We start from the raw sequence: 18,434 nt of genomic DNA, 5'->3' as shown, positions 1-18,434 counted from the left end.
CGCCGCGATCCCGACATTCCAGACGAAATGGCATCGAAACCGGTGCGTCAGGCCGAAAACACCGCCTGCCAGAGCATCGCGCCGTTCAGCGCGACGATCACGCCCGCGCACATCCACGCCAGCGCCAGCGGCACGCGCGCGACGCGCCAGCGGCCCATCAGCGCGGCATCGGAGGCGAAGCGCACGAGTGGAATCACGGCGAGCGGCAATTGCAGGCTCAAGACGACTTGCGTCGCGACGAGGAGCGCGTTCGAACCATGCTGGCCGAAACTTCCGACCGCGACGAGCGCCGGACCGATCGCGAGCCCGCGCGTCAGGAGCGCCCGCGCCCAGCGCGCCATCTTGAGGCGCAGGAAGCCTTCCATCACCGCCTGGCCGGCGAGCGTGCCCGTGACCGTCGCGTTCAGGCCGCACGCGAGCAGCGCGGCGGCGAACACGACGCCCGCCCAATGACTGCCGACGAGCGGCGCAATGAGACGGTGGGCGTCGGCGAGATCGTTCACACCGGTGTGGCCGTTCGCGTGGAAGACGGCGGCCGCGACGATCAGTAACGACGCGTTGACGATGAACGCAAGCCCGAGCGAGCCGAACGTATCGATGTTCACGCCACGAAGCGCGCGCCCCATGGTCGCGTCGTCGCGGGCGCTCGCGTGCTCCTTGACGAGCGCGGAGTGCAGGTAAAGGTTGTGCGGCATCACGGTCGCGCCGAGCACGCCGGCGGCGAGCCAGAGCATGCCGGCATCGCGGACGAGTTCGCGCGACGGCGCGAGCCCGCGCAGCGCATCGCCCCAGACCGGATGCGCCAGCGCGAGTTCGATGACGAAGCACAAACTCACGAGAAAGATGAGCGTCGATACCGCCCGCTGCAGGGACCGCTTGCCGCGGTTTTGCAGCGCGAGCATCGCGAAGGTTCCGACCGCCGAAACCAGCACGCCGGCCGTGAGCGAGAGGCCGAAGAGCATTTGCAGCGCAACCGCGCTGCCGACGACTTCCGCGACGTCGCACGCGATGATCGCGATTTCGCACGCGATCCACAGGACAAGCGTCGTACGGCGGCTGTAGCGTTCGCGGCACAGTTGCGCGAGGTCGCGCCCGGTCACGACGCCCACGCGCGACGCGACCCATTGCAGCAGCATCCCCATCAGGCTCGCGAGCAGGACGACGAAAAGCAGCGAGTAACCGTAGCGCGCGCCGCTCGCGAGCGCCGTCGCCCAGTTGCCGGGATCCATGTAGCCGACAGCGACGAGCGCGCCCGCGCCGGCGAACGAATACCAGTGTCTGCGCGGGCGCGGCGCGCGCTCCCGATCTTCACGGGTCGCCACGGGCGACTGCGCGTCGGATTTCGCGGCTGACGGCCGGGCGAGCGCGGAGGGATTGGTATTCATGCGGGAGGCGGCCTCGAATAGCGTTGCAACGGTGCGCGTTGCCGGTTCAGAAGACGCCGCTTTTCGCGGCGCACGTCGAATTGGCTCGCAACAACTGTTCCGCTGGCTATTCGTCAGGCTTGTCCCGTGTCGGCCGCGCTTGTGCGAGTCAACGAAACGACGAAGAAACGACTCGCAAAACGGCGGGCGCAAGGGGACGCAGGCGACCGACCACGAATAATGACATTGCATCGGGCTTACGCCTGCGTGTCACTTTGACGAGTGTGGGTTTATCACGTGCCGCGGCAGCGGATTAGGGGCTAAAATGCGCGCTCTTTCCGGCTGTCGGCGCGCGGCGCTAAGCCGGGCAGAGCCCCGCGCGGCAAGACCGTCGCCGCGTGGCGCAAGGGCGTGTACATTTTGCGCGACAAGCGGCGGATATTTTTTGTCGCGTCCGCGTTTAATGGTAGTTTTCGGGGTTTTAGGGGAGTCGCGGGTCGCTCGGCGATGCGAAAATGCGCCGGGTCCGGGCGGCACGACGTCGTGACAAGTCGGAACAAGGGAGAATCGAAATGAACGAGAAACTGGCGAGCCGCACGGCCAAGCTGGCGGGCGCCCTGGCATGCGCCGCGATGTTGACTCCGCTCGCGGCCTTCGCGAAAGACACGCAGTTGAACGTGTACAACTGGTCGGACTATATCGCGAAGGACACGATTCCCAACTTCACCAAGCAGACCGGCATCAAGGTGAAGTACGACAACTACGACAGCGACGACACCCTGCAGGCCAAGCTCCTGACCGGCCGTTCCGGCTATGACATCGTCGTGCCGACCAGCAATTACGCCGGCAAGCAGATCGCCGCGAACATCTTCGCGCCGCTCGACAAGTCGAAGCTGCCGAACCTCAAATATCTCGATCCCGACCTGATGAAGCTCGTCGAGGGCGCGGATCCGGGCAATAAATACACGGTGCCCTGGGCGTACGGCACGACGGGCCTCGGCTACAACGTCGACAAGGCGAAGCAGATCCTCGGCGCGAACGCCGAACTGAACAACTGGGACATCCTTTTCAAGCCCGAGAACATCTCGAAGCTGAAGGCGTGCGGCGTCTCGGTGCTCGACGCGCCGGACCAGATGTTCGCGGCCGCGCTGCATTACATCGGCAAGGATCCGATGAGCACGAACCCGGCCGATTATCGCGAAGCGCTCGCGATGATGAAGAAAATCCGTCCGTACATCACGCAGTTCAACTCGTCGGGCTACATCAACGACATGGTCGGCGGCGATATCTGCTTCACCTACGGCTGGTCGGGCGACGTCGTGATCGCGAAGCATCGCGCCGTCGATGCCAAGAAGCCGTTCAAGATCGAGTACTACATTCCGAAGGGCGGCGCGCCCGTGTGGTTCGACGTGATGGCGATTCCGAAGGACGCCAAGAACAAGGACGCGGCGCACGAGTGGATCAACTACATCGAGACGCCGCAGGTTCACGCCGCGATCACCAACGCCGTGTACTACCCGAGCGCAAATCTCGAAGCGCGCAAGTACGTGGACAAGGACGTCGCGAACGATCCGGCCGTGTATCCGCCGCAGGATGTCATCAAGACGCTGTTCCTGCTGAAGCCGCTGCCGCCGGAAATCCAGCGCCTGCAGACGCGGCTCTGGACGGAATTCAAGTCCGGCCGATGAATCCGATAAGCCGGTTATTCTTTTGAAACGACGAAGCCCCTGGACCTCCGGGGGCTTTGTTCGTGATCGCATCGCGTGGCGGGGCGAGTCACGAAAGACGCATGGAAGCAAGGAGTCGAACAGGCAATCATGAGTGAGCAGTCGAGCGCGTTGAAGGCAGCGCCTAATTCCGGCCGGCGCGAGCCGGGCAGTTTCCCATCGGTCTCGAGCACGGACGACAGCTTCGTGCAGATCGTCGATGTCGTGAAGAAGTTCGGCGAGACGACGGCCGTGCGGGGCGTCAACCTGTCGGTGAAGAAGGGCGAGCTGTTCGCGCTGCTGGGCAGCTCGGGCTGCGGCAAGTCGACTCTTTTGCGCATGCTCGCCGGACTCGAATCCGTCACCGAAGGGCAGATTCTGATCGACGGGGAAGACCTCGCGAAGATGCCGCCGTACAACCGGCCGGTCAACATGATGTTCCAGTCCTACGCGCTCTTTCCGCACATGAGCGTGGAATCGAACGTCGCGTTCGGGCTGAAGCAGGAAGGCGTAAAGGGCGGCGAGCTGAAGGACCGCGTCCACAACGCGCTCGAACTCGTGCAGATGGCGAAGTTCGCCAAGCGCAAGCCGCACCAGTTGTCGGGTGGTCAGCAGCAGCGCGTCGCGCTCGCGCGCAGCCTCGTCAAGCGACCTAAGCTGCTTCTGCTCGACGAGCCGATGTCCGCGCTCGACAAACAGATTCGCCAGCGCACGCAGATCGAGCTCGTCAATATTCTCGATACGGTGGGCGTCACCTGCATCATGGTGACGCACGATCAGGAAGAAGCGATGACGATGGCCAATCGCATCGCCGTGATGAGCGAAGGGCAGATCGTGCAGCTCGGCACGCCGCACGAAGTCTATGAGTATCCGAATAGCCGCTTCTCCGCGCAGTTCATCGGCTCGACCAATCTCTTCGACGGCAATGTCGTCGAGGACGAGCCGGATCACATCTTCGTCGAATCGCCGGACCTTCCGGTGCGGCTCTATGTGAGCCACGGCATCACCGGGCCGCTCGGCATGCCGGTGACGATATCCGTGCGTCCCGAACGCATCGCGCTCACGCGCAAGCCGCCCGAAGGCACCTACAACTGGGGCCGCGGCAAGGTGACGAACATCGCGTACATGGGCGGCTACACGCTCTATCACGTGACGCTCGATTCCGGCAAGGTCGTGGTCGCGAACCTGTCGAGCCTCGCGATCGGCGAGATCGATTCGCCCACGTTCGACGACGAAGTCTACGTGCGATGGAGCGCGTCGGCGGGCGTGGTGCTGACCGCATGATGACGAACTGGCTCAAGCGCATCGGCGTTTCCGGACGCACGCTCGTCATCGGCGGTCCGTATCTGTGGCTTCTGCTGCTGTTCTTCGTGCCGTTCCTGCTCGTCGTGAAGATCAGCTTCGCGGACAGCCAGCTCGGCATTCCGCCGTACACGGATCTCGTGACGATGGAAGAGGGCGTGATGCATATCGCGCTCGACTTCGCGCACTACGCGTTCCTTGTCAAGGACAGCCTGTACTTCGCGACCTACATGAACTCGCTGCTGGTCGCGGCGGTATCGACGGTGCTGTGCCTCCTGATCGGCTATCCGATGGCGTATTACATCGCCCGTTCGAATCCGGCCACGCGCAACATCCTGATGATGGCCGTGATGCTGCCGTTCTGGACGTCGTTCCTCATTCGCGTGTACGCGTGGATCGGCATTCTGAAGAACAACGGCCTGCTCAATAACTTTCTGATTTCGATCGGCCTGCTGCATTCGCCGATCGAGCTGTATCACACGAACATCGCGGTATATATCGGCATGGTGTATTCGTATTTGCCGTTTCTCGTGATGCCGCTTTACGCGCATCTCGTGAAGATGGATCTGACTTTGCTCGAAGCGGCCTACGATCTCGGCGCGAAGCCGTGGAAGGCGTTCGTGCAGATCACGTTGCCGCTGTCGAAGAACGGCATCATCGCGGGCTGCCTGCTCGTGTTCATTCCGGCGGTGGGCGAGTACGTGATTCCCGAACTGCTCGGCGGCGCGGATACGCTGATGATCGGCCGCGTCATGTGGAACGAGTTCTTCAACAACGCCGACTGGCCGATGGCTTCCGCCGTCACTTGCGCGATGGTCCTCTTGCTGCTCGTGCCGATGGCGCTTTTCCAGCACTTCCAGGCGAAGCAACTGGAGGAAAAGCGATGATCAAGGTCAGCCGTCCGTTGCAAATCACCGCGCTCGGACTCGGGTTCGCGTTCCTCTATATACCGATCCTGAGTCTCATCGTCTATTCGTTCAACGATTCGCCGCTCGTCACCGTCTGGACCGAGCCGTCGCTCAAGTGGTATCGCGCGCTCGTCACCGACGACGAACTGATCAACGCGGCGTGGCTGTCGTTGCGCATCGCGTTTTTCACGGCGTGCGCGTCGGTCGTCATCGGCACGTGGGCGGGCTTCGTGCTCGCGCGCATGGGGCGCTTCAAGGGCTTCACGCTCTACGCGGGCATGATCAACGCGCCGCTCGTGATCCCCGAAGTCATTCAGGGCATTTCGCTGCTGCTGTTGTTCGTCGAAATGGCGAAGCTCATCGGATGGCCGGATCGCGGATTCTTCACGATCTGGATCGGACACGTCATGTTGTGCATCTCATATGTGGCGATCATCGTGGAATCGCGGGTGCGGGAGCTGAATCCTTCGCTGGAGGAGGCCGCGCTCGATCTCGGCGCGACGCCGCTGCGCGTGTTCTTCTCGATCACGCTGCCGCTGATCTCGCAGGCGCTCGTCGCCGGTTGGCTGCTGTCGTTCACGCTTTCGATCGACGATCTCGTGCTGTCGGCGTTCCTGTCCGGTCCCGGTTCGACGACATTGCCGCTCGTCGTGTTCTCGCGCGTGCGTCTTGGCCTGAATCCGGAGATGAACGCGCTCGCGACTTTGTTCATCGCGCTCGTGACGGTCGGCGTGATCGCGGCGAACGTCTTCATGCTGCGCAGCGAACGGAGAAAACTCGCAACGGTGATGTGACGTCAAGTGGCCGGACGCAAAAAGCGCGTCCGGCACGACGCTGTAAACGCCGAAGGGCCATCGCGATGTTCAGTCGCGATGGCCCTTCTTGCATCAAGACGCGCCGCTTACTTCGCTGCTGCGTCCTTCAGAACGACGCGCGTCGGACCGCCGATGCTATTCATGAGCAGGTCTCCGTTGGACATGTACTGGATGATGGCGTAAGCGCCGTTGCCCAGATTGCTCTGCCCGAACGACACGCGATGCACGGTCTTGCCGGTGTTCCAGTCCATGCCGGTGATTTCCCAACCCGTCTTCGGATAGTAGCCGTTCACGAACACCATGTTCGACGCCGAACTCGTGCTCGGCACCATGCTGATGGAAACGACGTCGTCACGCGTCCAGACCGAGCGCCATGCGTGCTTCTTCGGATCCCATTCGAGACGCTCGGCACCCGAGGCCGGCTTGTTGACCGGACCGAGCGACAGCACGTCGACGAGCTTGTCCGGATGGCCCTTCTCGGCAACGTTGTTGACGACGAACGCGCCGTAGCCGTTCACGACCACCGACTGTTCGCTCTGAACGAACTTCGGCGGATGCTTGAGTCCGGCCGTGATGCCGATCTGACCGGCGATGCGCGGCGACTTCGTACCCGGAATCTGCTTCCAGCCCGCGGGCATCTGGTCGCGCCAGAACGCGACGAGGTGCATGCGGTTCGCGCCGTCCGTGATGACCACGAGCTTGTCCTGGTCGTCGCCGAAGCCCATGAGCGTGGGCGTGGAGCCGGTGCCGTCGCCGAACTTGACTGCGGGCGGCTGATCGCCGTGCTCGTATTCGGCCTTCCATGCGCCGTCTGCTTCGTCTTCCGAGAGCTTCGTGCCGGTCCAAACGACCTTATGCATCACGCGATTCGACGCAATGTAGATCCCGCCTTTCTGATCGATCGCGAACGAGTTGCTCACGAATTCGCCCGGCGCAAAGCGGATCGTCTGCGGCTGGCCTTCGAGCGAACGGTCGAACACGCTGATCGACACGTTCGATGCCACGACGAACTTGCCGTCGTATGTGACACCCGTGCCGACGAGATGCGCCTTGCCGACGATCGGTTTCATGTCGATCGTCTTGATGACCTTGATGCCGGCGGCCGGATTCTTTTCGTCCACGAGACCGAACATGCTGATGTTGCCGTCCGAATCGTTGTAGTAGACGTGATTATCCTTGTCCACCACCGAGTACACGCCGTTGACGACGCGCGTCCAGTCGAGGCCGTAGGTCTTGAACACTGCGTCTTCGGCCTGCTTGATGTTCGTGTAGCGCTCGCCGAGCACCTTGTCGTGCAGCGCGGCCGGAATGACCTTGTTGCCGGGCGCCGGGGCGCGTGCGACTTCTTTGAAGCCGCCGTTCGACACGTCGATATACGTCACGCCTTCGCTGGACACGCCCCACATGTAGTTCGGCGACGTCGACGCGAGCGTCATGATGTTCACCGGACCGGCGACGACGCGCGGCGCCTTGCTGATATCGACGTTGAAGAAGCCGGGCTTGACCGCATACGGAAACGCATCGCTCTGCGACGAATCGAAGTGCGTGATCGAATATTTCTCGGCGGCGAGGAACGGGTTGCGCGGCGGCTGCTTCGCTTCCAGCGCGTGCGCGGTGCCCGCAGCGAACAGCAGCGCGGTTATCGTGCTGACAGAGGTTTTTTTCATGCGTTGCTCCTTCTTCGGGTTGAATTCATATCGCGATGCGGGCAGGCATCAGAACGCCAGCGTCGCGCTTGCCATGAAACTGTTGGTGCTCTTGAGCCGGTTCGTGCTCGCGATGCTCGGCACCCAGCGCAAGCTCGCCGAAACGGGATGTTTGCCGCCCACCTTGGTGTCGTAAGTGACGATGGGACCGAGCGAGAAGTCATGTCCGACGAAGCCGTCGAGCCGATCGGCGACTGGGCCGGAGTCCTTGCCGAGCTGCTGAACGGTGCCCATCACGAGGCCTGCGCCGACGCCATTGGCGAATTTCTTCAGGCCCATTAGATCGAGCGTGAAGAGCGGGGCGTTTTGATATTCGGTGGCTTGATTGCGCGTGTAGAACTGCAGTCCCGCGACGGCGTCGAATTCCAGGCCGTACTGCGGAACGAGCTTCGTGTACGCCACTTGAGGCACGAAGGTCCAGTTGTTCAGGCTCGTGTTGGCGAGCGCGTTCGGGTCGTAACGGCCGGTCGGCGCCCAGACGTTGAAGCTGAGCGCGATGTGATCGGTGCGCGAGAAGTGGTATCCCGCGACGATCGGCGTGAAGTAGAGGTCAAACAAGTTCGCGGCGCTGTCGCTGCGCGCGCCGTTCAGGCGTCCGACGGACGCGCCTGCTTTCACGTCGGTCCAGACGTAGGGCAGCGTGATGGCGGACGCGAAACTCCATCCGCCCGTGCTGCCCCACGAGCGCATCAGGGTAGCGAGCGTGAAGTCGATCTTCGCGTCGACGCCGGCAGTCGCCGTGCCGGCGATCGGCACGGAGCGGTTCGCGCCGATCGAGCCGTCGAGATAGATGTTCTCGAAGTTCACGATGGTCATCGGCTCGGGCGGCACGATGCCCGCGCTCGGGCCGACGCTCATGCCCGCGACAGGCCGGCCGAGCGCGCTTTCGGTTGCATGAGCAACGGGAATGCAGGCCGATGAGGCCGCCAGCATCAGCGCCAGAACTGATCGGCGCGCGGTAAGTCCGCGACGCGTGCCGAATTCAGATAAAACGCATTGCATTATTCCCGTTTCTGGGATTCGATTTATTTTGCTCATTGTTTGAAAAATTGGTGCGTCCAAAAGCGCCGTAATAAATGGATCCGTCTATCTATCCGCTTTGTAAATATCGCGGTTGACATTAATTGAATTTAATCGCTATTCGTAGGTGTGCGTGTTCCCGCAACGATGGATCGTTGCTGCCTGTACTTGCCGGAGAGAGTTCTTGTTCGTGCCGAATCAGCTCCGCGAACTTTGAAACGGGCGCTAATGGCGATTGAAAAAGATTAAACAGTGCTCAGGTTTAGAAACAGATCTTCCGACTGCATTTGGTTGGCGACACTATCAGCGCGCACGTGCGCAGACAAGCTTTGCCGCCGCTTTGAGAAAATCTCAGCGTGAAGTTTGCGCAAAACGAGTTCGGGGCGCACGATGCGCCCCGAGAAAAGACATGCAAACGCCTGCTTGCGAAAGCTTCAGTCGCCCGACGCTTCCCGCGCGAGCGCGAGATGCTTCGCGAAGGTCGTCGGGTCGGTATTGGTGCCGCACAGCAGCACGCCGACACGATTGCCTTCCAGCCGCTCGCGCAACGGTCCGAGCAGGGCGGCGGTGGCGGCGGCGCATGCCGGCTCGACCGCCAGTTTGAGTTCACCGAACAACTGCAGCATGCCGTGACGCAGCTCGTTGTCCGACACGGTGACGATCTCGTCGATATGCCGCCGGCATAGCTCGTAGCTGTACTGCTCGGTATGCGGCGCCATCAAAGAATCGGCGATGCCGTGCATCGCGCCCATCTTGACCGTGTGATTCGCCTCGAAGCTGCGTTTCATCGCATCCGAGCCTTCCGGTTCCACGCCGAAGACATGCAGCGACGGATTTGCGAGGCGCATCGCCGTCGATACGCCCGCGGCCAGGCCGCCGCCGCCGATCGGCAGGATGACGGCGTCGAGATCGGGCGCCTGCGACGTCCACTCGTAGCCGAGCGTCGCCGTGCCGAGCACCGTGCGATAGCCGTTGAACGGATGGATGAACACGCGTCCTTCTTCCGCTTCGACGCGCCGCACGACATCGAACGCCTCGGCGACGTTCTCCGCGAACACGACTTCCGCGCCGTAGCGCCGGCACAGCGCCACGCGCGCCGGGCTCGCGCTCTTGATGATGACGACCTTCGCGCCCACTTCCATGCGCTGCGCCGCGTACGCGACCGCCACCGCGTGATTGCCCGCCGATACGCACGTGACGCCCGCCGAACGTTCGCTGTCGGTGAGCGCGAGGATATTCGAAAACGCGCCGCGCGCCTTGAACGTGCCGCTTGCCTGCAAGAGTTCGAACTTGAACGTGACCGGCGTGCCTTCGAGCGTCGGAAAGTCGTGGCGCTCGAAGGTCGGGGTGCGCGTCACCCACGGCGTGAGCGCCATATGCTGCTCGGCGATTTCGTCGAGCGTCGGAATCGGTGTGCCGTCGATCGTATTGTCGGAATGCTGCATGGCAGTGGACATGACGTGTTGTCGATCTGGAGAGGTCAACGGGGCTGTGCTTCGACGGACATGCTGTGGATGAACTTGCCCAGGAACGCCTCGCACTGGACGAGCTGTTCGAGCGACACATACTCGTTCGCCTTGTGCGCCTGTTCGATGTTGCCCGGCCCGCAGACGATGCTCGGCACGCCCGCGTTCGCGAACAAGCCCGCTTCGGTGCCGTAGGCGACCTTGTGCTTGTCCTGATTTTGCGTGAGCGCGCGCACGAGTTGCGTGATCGCGGCCTGCTCGGTGGCGTCGAGGCCGGGCGCGGACGCGAGCTTCGTGAATTCGATCGCCGCGTTGCCGTGTTCCTTCAGCATCTTCGGCAGCAGCGTGTCATGCGCGTACGACTGGATGCGTTTGAAGATCTGATCGGGATCGATCGTCGGCAAATTGCGGAATTCGAACTCGAAGTTGCATTCGGCGGGCACGGTGTTGATCGCGTTGCCGCCTTTTATCGTGCTCGTCTGACCGGTGGTGAAGGGCACGTCGTAGAGTTCGTCGAACGGACCTTGCGCGCGAAACTCGTCGACGAGATCGCGGATGTGGCAGATGAGCCGCGCTGCGTACTCGATCGCGTTCAGGCCCTTCGGCGTCAGCGACGAATGCGCCGCGAAGCCGCGCACGCAGCAGTGATAAGTGTTGATGCCTTTGTGCGCGATGATCGGGCGCATCGATGTCGGTTCGCCGACGATGCAGCCATCGGGTTTGAGGCCGCGCTTTTTCAGGTCGGCGATCATCAGCGGCGCGCCGGCGCAGCCGACTTCTTCGTCGTAGGAAAGCGCGAAGTGGATGGGTTTCGCGAGCTTGGTCGCCTGCATCTTCGGTAGCATGGCGAGCGCGGCGCCGATGAAGCCTTTCATGTCACACGAGCCGCGGCCGTAGAGGAGGCCGTCGCGCACTTCGGGCTTGAACGGATCGCTCTGCCAGTCCTGACCGTCGACCGGAACGACATCGGTGTGACCCGACAGCACGATGCCGCCGTCGGTTTGGCCGTCGTGCGCCGGGACCGTGGCGAAGAGATTCGCCCACTGGCCGCGCGGATCGTTGGTGATGGTCGCTTCGATGCCCGCTTTTCGCAGTTCGTCGCGTACCGTTTCGATCAGGCCGAGATTCGGATTGCGGCTTACGGTATCGATGGATACGAGCCGTTCGATCCACGGCAGGGAAATGGGCGTTTCGGTTCTGGATTGAGCTTCGAGATTCGCCGTGTCAGCGATCTGTGACATATTTTTGCTCCTGCGGGTAGGGTTTGATCATAGCCCAAAAGAATGATGCTGGCCGCAGGGGGCTTTTTGCTTTTGAGTTTTGGGGCTTTTGAGCTTTGGCGCTTTGGGGTTGTCGCCGGATCCCGTTTTCGCGTCGGTCTATTAGCACTGCCCCTGTGCGGGGCGGCAGTCACTTTCTTTGCTGCTGCAAAGAAAGTAAGCAAAGAAAGCAGCTTCCGATACGCCCGCGGTCACACGCAATTTGGGTAGTCCTCTCGTCCATCGTGGGCTGCCTAAAGAGTGCCCTCATAGGCCCCATCGGGCTTGGCTCGCGCACGGTCTGTCACATCGCACCACACAACAAACCGGTTCAGCACCAAATAGCTCCAGCCCGCTTCGCGGCCGACCGGTCAATCGGGTCTGCGTGTGCTTTGCTACTAAATTCTCTCTCGCACCGCACATGCAAACCTATGGTTTCCCTTGCATACCCAACGGCAGCGCGTAGCGCTGTGCCGAAGCTATTTCGTGCTGAACCAGCGCGGTAAAGGGAATGGCTCGTCAGACCGTGCGCGAGCCAAGCCCGGTTGGGCCTATGAGGGCACTCGTTAGGCGAGTGCCATCGAGAACGAGAGAACTACCCAAATTGCGTGTGACCGCGGGCCTGAAAAGCTGCTTTCTTTGCTTACTTTCTTTGCAGCAGCAAAGAAAGTGAGTGCCGCCCCGCACAGGGGCAACGCTAATAGACCGCCACGAAACCGGGATCCGGCGACTACAGTAAGCAAAGTGAGCCCCACCCCGCACAGGAGGCAACGCTGACAGACCGAAAGCAAATCGGAATCCGGCGAAAACAAAAAAATCACCGAACAACAGCGGCCGGTTTCCGAACCGGCCCCCCCAACGCCCGCAACGTCTCCTTGACAGTAGAGATCCGCACCGAGAGATCGGGACTCCGCGACTCGATGCGCAACTTGTCCTGACCCGCGAGCTTGATGTGCTTATGCTTCTGCACCATCTCGATGATCTTCATGCCATCGACGGGCGGGTTCGGAACGAACTGCAGCGAGATCGACTGCTCGCCCGCGTCGATCTTCGAGATGCCGAGCGGTTTCGCAGCAAGACGCAGCCGATGCGTCTCCACGAGCGCATGCGCCTGCGGCGGCAGCTTCCCAAAGCGATCGACGAGCTCTTCGAGAATGCCATCGATCGCATCGCTCGATTCGCAGTTCGCGAGCCGCTTGTACAACGACAAACGCTCCTGCACATCGGCGCAGTAATCGGCGGGCAGAATCGCGGGCGCGTGCAGATTGATCTCGGTCGTTGCCGCAAGCGGGGCGTTCAGATCCGGCTCGCGGCCTTCGCGCAGCGCACGCACGGCGTCGTTCAGCATGTCGGTGTAAAGCTGGAAGCCGATCTCGTGAATCTCGCCCGATTGCTTGTCGCCGAGCACCTCGCCCGTACCGCGAATCTCCAGGTCGTGCATCGCGAGATAAAAACCCGAGCCGAGTTCCTCCATCTGCTGAATGGCTTCGAGCCGCCGCTGCGCCTGCTTCGTCAGCGATTGCGGATCGTGCACCAGCAAATACGCATACGCCTGGTGATGCGAACGCCCGACACGTCCGCGCAACTGATGCAACTGCGCAAGACCGAACTTGTCCGCACGATGCATGAGGATCGTGTTCGCGCTCGGCACGTCGATGCCGGTCTCGATGATCGTCGTGCACAACAGCACGTTCGCGCGCTGGCCGACGAAATCGCGCATCACGCGTTCGAGCTCGCGCTCGTGCATCTGTCCGTGCGCAACCGCGATGCGCGCCTCGGGCACCAGCGCTTCGAGCATCGCGCGCCGATTCTCGATCGTCTCGACTTCGTTGTGCAGGAAGTAAACCTGGCCGCCGCGCTTCAGTTCGCGCAGCATCGCCTCGCGGATCACGCCGTCTTCCTCGCGCCGCACGAAGGTCTTGATCGCGAGCCGCTTCTGCGGCGCGGTCGCGATCACGGAAAAATCACGCAGGCCTTCGAGTGCCATGCCGAGCGTGCGCGGAATCGGCGTCGCGGTGAGCGTGAGCACGTCGACCTCGGCGCGCAATGCCTTGAGCGCCTCCTTCTGCCGCACGCCGAAGCGATGCTCCTCGTCGATGATCACGAGCCCGAGCCGCTTGAACTTCACATCGCTCGACAAGAGCTTGTGTGTGCCGATGACGATATCGACCGAGCCTTCGTTGATCTGCTGCACGGCCGTCGAAACTTCCTTGCCGGTCTTGAAGCGCGACAGTTCCGCGATGCGCACCGGCCAGTCGGCGAAACGGTCGGTGAAGGTCTGCGTGTGCTGTTCCGCAAGCAGCGTCGTCGGCGAAAGAATCGCGACCTGCTTGCCCGCCATCACCGCGATGAACGCGGCGCGCAGCGCGACTTCCGTTTTGCCGAAGCCGACATCGCCGCACACGAGACGGTCCATCGGTTTGCCGCTCGTCATGTCGCCGATGACGGCTGCGATCGCCGCCGCCTGGTCGGGCGTTTCCTCGAAGCCGAAGCTCTCCGCGAACTTGGTGTAGTCGCGCGGCTCGAGCTTGAACGCATAACCTTCGCGCGCCGCGCGGCGCGCGTAGAGGTTGAGCAGCTCGGCGGCCGTATCGCGAATCTGCTGCGCGGCCTTGCGTTTGGCTTTTTCCCACTGGCCGGAGCCGAGCGTATGCAGCGGCGCGCTTTCCGGGTCCGCGCCGCTGTAGCGCGAGATCACATGCAATTGCGCGACGGGCACATACAGCTTCGCCTCGTTCTGATACTCGAGATGCAGGAATTCGGTTTCACCTTCGCCGAGGTCCATCGACACGAGGCCCATGTATCGGCCGATGCCATGCTGCGCATGCACGACGGGATCGCCGACCTTCAGTTCGGCGAGATCGCGCACCATCGAATCGACGTTGCTCGCCTGCTCCTGACGACGCCGTCCGGCGCGGCGCGCGAGCGGTCCGTAAAGCTCCGTCTCGGTGACGATCGACAGCTTCTCCAACGGCAGCGCGAAACCGTTGGCGAGCGGCGCGATGCCGAGCGTGAACTTGCCGTCGGCGGTCAGCCATTCGTGGAACGTGTCGCGCAATTCGCCGCGCAGGCCGTTGTCGGCGAGCAATTGCTGGATCGTCTCGCGACGTCCCGCCGATTCCGCGACGAGCATCACGCGATTGTCCGTCTGCTCCAGATAGTGACGCAGCGCGAGCAAAGGCTCGTCGGCGTGACGGTCGATCGCGAGGCCCGGCAGCGGCACGGCCCAGCCGCCTTCGGGCGTCGCGGGAAACTTCAACTGCGCGAAGGGCTTCGCGAACGTGAAGAAATCGTCGTCTGTCAGAAAGAGCCGGCGCGGTTCGAGCAAGGGCCGCTCGCGATCGTGCGAAAGGAAGTCGTAGCGCTGCTTCGTGTCGTGCGTGAAGCGTTTGATCGCGGCGTCCATATCGCCGACAAACGCGAGCTGCGAGCCTTGCGGCAAGTAATGAAAGAGCGTCGCGGTTTCATCGAAGAAGAGCGGCAGATAGTATTCGATGCCCGCCGAGGGCACGCCATTGCCCATGTCCTTGTAAATCTGCGAGCGGCTCGGATCGCCCTCGAAGACCTCTCGCCAGCGGCTGCGAAAGGCGGTGCGCGCGGCTTCGTCGAACGGGAACTCGCGGCCCGGCAGCAGGCGCACGTCGCGCACCGGATAAAGGCTGCGCTGCGTGTCCGGATCGAACGCGCGGATGGAGTCCACCTGGTCGTCGAACAGATCGATGCGATACGGCAGCGCCGAGCCCATCGGATAGAGATCGATGAGCGAGCCGCGCACGCAATACTCGCCCGGCCGCACGACCTGGCTCACGTGCTCGTAACCCGCGAGCGTCAATTGCGCCTTGAGCTTCGCTTCGTCGAGCCGCTCGCCCTGCGTGAACGAGAACGTGTAAGCCGCGAGAAACGACGCGGGCGGCATGCGATAGAGCGCGGTCGTCGCCGGGACGATGAGGATGTCGCAGCGGCCTTCGCCGAGATCGTGCAGCGTCGCGAGACGTTCCGAGACGAGATCCTGGTGCGGCGAAAACGTGTCGTACGGCAGCGTCTCCCAGTCGGGCAGAAGGCGCACGCGCGCATCGGGCGCGAAGTAGGGGATTTCGGCGGCGAGACGCTGCGCATCGACTGCGCTCGCGGTGACGACCGTCAGGAGCGGCACGCTCTCGCGATACGCGGCGTAGTAACGCGCGATGGCGAGCGCATCGGACGAGCCGGAAGCGCCATCGAAAACGAAGCGCTGACCCGGTTTCACGAGCGCGATGGGAGAACTGGACTGCGCGTTGACGGCTTTGGAAGGCATAAGGTGTGCATGGAGCCGTCCGGCAAACGCGGGTTCGGAGAGTCGAACCGGCGTGCGCGGGACGTGGTCGCGAAAGACCTATTATAAAATCCGGGCTTCAACTTTGACTTGTTCACCTCATCTGCTCGACTATTCGCCCGTGACTTCGCGCCTGTTCTCACTGATTCCCTGCGCCGGCACCGGCAGCCGCTCCGGCGCGCCGATGCCGAAGCAATACCAGACGATCGCGGGCCGCCCAATGCTCGCGTACACGCTCGCGGCGTTCGACGCGTGCTCCGAATTCTCGCAGACGCTCGTCGTGCTCGCACCGGACGACAACCACTTCGACGCGCGCCGCTTCGCCGGATTGCGCTTCGCGGTCGAGCGCTGCGGCGGCGCCTCGCGGCAAGCGTCGGTGTACAACGGGCTCGTCGCGCTCGCGAAATTCGGCGCGCGCGAAGACGACTGGGTCCTCGTGCACGACGCCGCGCGCCCCGGCATCACCCCGGAGCTGATTCGCAAGCTTGTCGCGGAACTGCGCGACGATGCGGTCGGCGGCATTCTCGCGCTGCCGGTCGCGGACACGCTGAAACGCGTCGCACCGAACATGCCCGATGTCCCCACGGACGACGTGCGCGTCGCGCGCACGGAATCGCGCGACGGGCTCTGGCAGGCGCAGACGCCGCAAATGTTCCGGCTCGGCATGCTGCGCGAAGCGATCGAGCGTGCGCGTCACGACGGCCACGACCTGACGGACGAAGCGAGCGCGATCGAATGGCTCGGTCATTCGCCGAAACTGGTTCAGGGCAGTCTGCGCAACTTCAAGGTGACGTATCCGGAGGATTTCGCGCTCGCGGGCGCGATGCTTTCGGCCGGCGCCTGACTCACACTCAACAGAGGTTTGGATCGATGGATTTCAGAATCGGACAAGGGTACGACGTCCACCAGCTCGTCGAAGGCCGCCCGCTCATCATCGGCGGCGTGACGATTCCCTACGAGCGCGGTCTGCTCGGCCACTCGGACGCCGACGTGCTGCTGCACGCGATCACCGATGCGCTGTTCGGCGCGGCGTCGCTCGGCGACATCGGCAGGCATTTCCCGGACACGGCGACCGAATTCGCCGGCGCGGACAGCCGCGTGCTGCTGCGCAAGGCGTTCCGGCGCGTGTCGGAGGCGGGTTTCGCGATCGCGAACGTCGACAGCACGATCATCGCGCAGGCGCCGAAACTCAGCTCCCATATCGATGCCATGCGCGAAAACATCGCCGCTGATCTCGATCTTTCAATGGATCGCGTGAACGTCAAGGCCAAGACGAACGAGAAGCTCGGCTATCTCGGGCGCAAGGAAGGCATCGAAGCGCAGGCCGCGGTGCTTTTGCGCCGGACGTCAATCGACGGCTAAAGCGCGGCGGGAAGCGCTATTTCCCTTCGGCTTCGATCGTCAGCGCGACGGCGTTGATCACCGCGGCGATGCGGCCGACGTCGCGCAGTTGCGTCGTCGACATGCCTTCGGCCACGAGATTCTCGTAGTGCGATTTCACGCAGAAATGGCACTTGCCGACGATCGACGCCGCGAGCGCGTACATCTCGAAGCGCCGCTTGTCGACGCCGCCGTGCGACGCATACGCGTTCATGCGCAAGTTCGCGGGCTGCGTCTTGAGATCGGCGTTGTCGGCCATTTCCAGGTACGGATACCAGACGTTGTTCATGCCCATCAGCGCGGCCGCGGTGAGCACGGCGTTCGTCTCTTCGGGCGACAGCGCGCCCGAGTTGCGAATGATGGCGACGAGCTTCGTCGCTTTCGCGGCAAACGCGGCGGCGAGCGCGACGCCAGCCGCATCGCTGCCTTCGAGCGATGAACGCGCGATCGTGCCGTCGACGTTAAGGCGAATGTCCTTCGCGTAGTCGGGCACCAGTTCCTTGATCGCAGACAGAAATTCCATTGTTTTCTCCTGTTCGATGGCATTAAAAAGCCCGCCGATCGGCCGAAAACACTCGGCTCGATGGCGGGCTTTGCGGCATCCGGAAACGCTTACAGCGTCGCGCCGCCGACGGCACGGTTGCACGGGCAGAGTTCGTCCGTTTGCAAGCCGTCGAGAATGCGCAAGATTTCTTCCGGGCTGCGGCCGACGTTCAGGTTATTGACCGAGACGTGCTGAATGACGTTGTCCGGATCGACGATGAAGGTCGCGCGCAACGCCACGCCTGCTTCCTTGTCGCGCACGCCGAGTTGATCGATCAGTTCGCCTTTCACGTCGCCGAACGAGTAATGGTTCAGCTTGTTCAGGTCTTTGTGCTCGCGGCGCCATGCCAGCTTGACGAACTCGTTGTCTACGCTGCCGCCGAGCAGAACCGCGTCGCGGTCCTCGAAATCGGCCGCCAGCTTCGCGAATTCGACGATCTCCGTCGGGCAGACAAACGTGAAATCTTTCGGATAGAAATAGATGATCTTCCACTTGCCGGGGAAAGACTGCTCGGTGATTTCCTCGAACGCCGACTGGCCGTTCTCTTCGTGATGGTTGAAACCCGGCTTCGCAGCGGTGACAGTGAATGCTTCGACTTTATCGCCAACGGTCTTCATGCGGAAAACTCCTGTGAAATCGTTGAAAGGACAAA

Annotated in this window: 14 protein-coding genes; 6 read left to right on the top strand and 8 right to left on the bottom strand. The window is 62.5% G+C overall.

Features of this window, described 5'->3' with window-relative positions; genetic code table 11:
* Nucleotides 1-47: 47 nt before the first annotated feature.
* Entirely contained in the window at nucleotides 48-1,385 is a 1,338-nt protein-coding gene (locus tag BG60_RS29115; RefSeq protein ID WP_008349805.1) for an Nramp family divalent metal transporter, read from the bottom strand.
* 551 nt (nucleotides 1,386-1,936) lie between these two features.
* On the opposite strand from BG60_RS29115, the gene BG60_RS29110 reads away from it, so the two are divergent.
* From BG60_RS29110 to BG60_RS29095, 4 genes are all read left to right on the top strand, one after another.
* Nucleotides 1,937-3,052 (top strand): polyamine ABC transporter substrate-binding protein, encoded by a 1,116-nt coding sequence (locus BG60_RS29110; protein WP_008349802.1) that lies wholly within the window; start codon nucleotides 1,937-1,939, stop codon nucleotides 3,050-3,052.
* Between the two features lie 129 nt (nucleotides 3,053-3,181).
* Nucleotides 3,182-4,354 (top strand): ABC transporter ATP-binding protein, encoded by a 1,173-nt coding sequence (locus tag BG60_RS29105; RefSeq protein WP_008349801.1) that lies wholly within the window; start codon nucleotides 3,182-3,184, stop codon nucleotides 4,352-4,354.
* Nucleotides 4,351-5,259: an ABC transporter permease subunit gene (locus tag BG60_RS29100; protein WP_033536118.1), complete on the top strand. Its 909-nt coding sequence runs from the start codon at nucleotides 4,351-4,353 to the stop codon at nucleotides 5,257-5,259. Before BG60_RS29105 ends, BG60_RS29100 begins: the two co-directional genes overlap by 4 nt.
* Nucleotides 5,259-6,074, top strand: coding sequence for an ABC transporter permease subunit (locus tag BG60_RS29095; RefSeq protein ID WP_033536119.1), 816 nt, complete (start codon nucleotides 5,259-5,261; stop codon nucleotides 6,072-6,074). The genes BG60_RS29100 and BG60_RS29095 overlap by 1 nt, the downstream gene beginning before the upstream one ends.
* A gap of 107 nt (nucleotides 6,075-6,181) precedes the next feature.
* Here the strand turns inward: BG60_RS29095 and BG60_RS29090 are convergent, their stop codons facing one another.
* The 5 genes from BG60_RS29090 to mfd all read right to left on the bottom strand — a co-directional run bounded on the left by BG60_RS29090 (nucleotide 6,182) and on the right by mfd (nucleotide 15,840).
* Nucleotides 6,182-7,762 (bottom strand): NHL repeat-containing protein, encoded by a 1,581-nt coding sequence (locus BG60_RS29090; RefSeq protein WP_008349794.1) that lies wholly within the window; start codon nucleotides 7,760-7,762, stop codon nucleotides 6,182-6,184.
* 48 nt (nucleotides 7,763-7,810) lie between these two features.
* Nucleotides 7,811-8,734 (bottom strand): SphA family protein, encoded by a 924-nt coding sequence (locus BG60_RS29085; protein ID WP_033536120.1) that lies wholly within the window; start codon nucleotides 8,732-8,734, stop codon nucleotides 7,811-7,813.
* Nucleotides 8,735-9,255: 521 nt separating this feature from the next.
* On the bottom strand, nucleotides 9,256-10,278 hold the full coding sequence (locus tag BG60_RS29080; protein ID WP_033536116.1) for a threonine/serine dehydratase family protein: 1,023 nt from the start codon (nucleotides 10,276-10,278) through the stop codon (nucleotides 9,256-9,258).
* A gap of 23 nt (nucleotides 10,279-10,301) precedes the next feature.
* Complete coding sequence (argE, locus tag BG60_RS29075) at nucleotides 10,302-11,528, bottom strand: acetylornithine deacetylase (protein WP_008349787.1); 1,227 nt, start codon at nucleotides 11,526-11,528, stop codon at nucleotides 10,302-10,304.
* Nucleotides 11,529-12,363: 835 nt separating this feature from the next.
* On the bottom strand, nucleotides 12,364-15,840 hold the full coding sequence (mfd, locus tag BG60_RS29070) for a transcription-repair coupling factor (RefSeq protein ID WP_008349786.1): 3,477 nt from the start codon (nucleotides 15,838-15,840) through the stop codon (nucleotides 12,364-12,366).
* A 139-nt stretch (nucleotides 15,841-15,979) separates the two neighbouring features.
* On the opposite strand from mfd, the gene ispD reads away from it, so the two are divergent.
* Together ispD and ispF are read left to right on the top strand one after the other, a co-directional pair.
* Entirely contained in the window at nucleotides 15,980-16,702 is a 723-nt protein-coding gene (gene ispD / locus BG60_RS29065; protein ID WP_008349782.1) for a 2-C-methyl-D-erythritol 4-phosphate cytidylyltransferase, read from the top strand.
* 26 nt (nucleotides 16,703-16,728) lie between these two features.
* Entirely contained in the window at nucleotides 16,729-17,220 is a 492-nt protein-coding gene (gene ispF, locus BG60_RS29060) for a 2-C-methyl-D-erythritol 2,4-cyclodiphosphate synthase (protein WP_034473671.1), read from the top strand.
* Between the two features lie 16 nt (nucleotides 17,221-17,236).
* Here ispF and BG60_RS29055 read toward each other — a convergent pair whose 3' ends face one another.
* Both BG60_RS29055 and BG60_RS29050 read right to left on the bottom strand, forming a co-directional pair.
* Nucleotides 17,237-17,761 (bottom strand): carboxymuconolactone decarboxylase family protein, encoded by a 525-nt coding sequence (locus tag BG60_RS29055; protein WP_008349777.1) that lies wholly within the window; start codon nucleotides 17,759-17,761, stop codon nucleotides 17,237-17,239.
* A gap of 89 nt (nucleotides 17,762-17,850) precedes the next feature.
* Entirely contained in the window at nucleotides 17,851-18,399 is a 549-nt protein-coding gene (locus BG60_RS29050; protein ID WP_008349775.1) for a peroxiredoxin, read from the bottom strand.
* Nucleotides 18,400-18,434: the final 35 nt, after the last annotated feature.

The sequence above is a fragment of the Caballeronia zhejiangensis genome (genome assembly GCF_000698575.1).
In the GTDB taxonomy this organism is placed as follows: domain Bacteria; phylum Pseudomonadota; class Gammaproteobacteria; order Burkholderiales; family Burkholderiaceae; genus Caballeronia; species Caballeronia zhejiangensis.
Note: the sequence above shows the minus strand (reverse complement) of the source record. Positions and strands in the feature narration are given on the sequence as shown.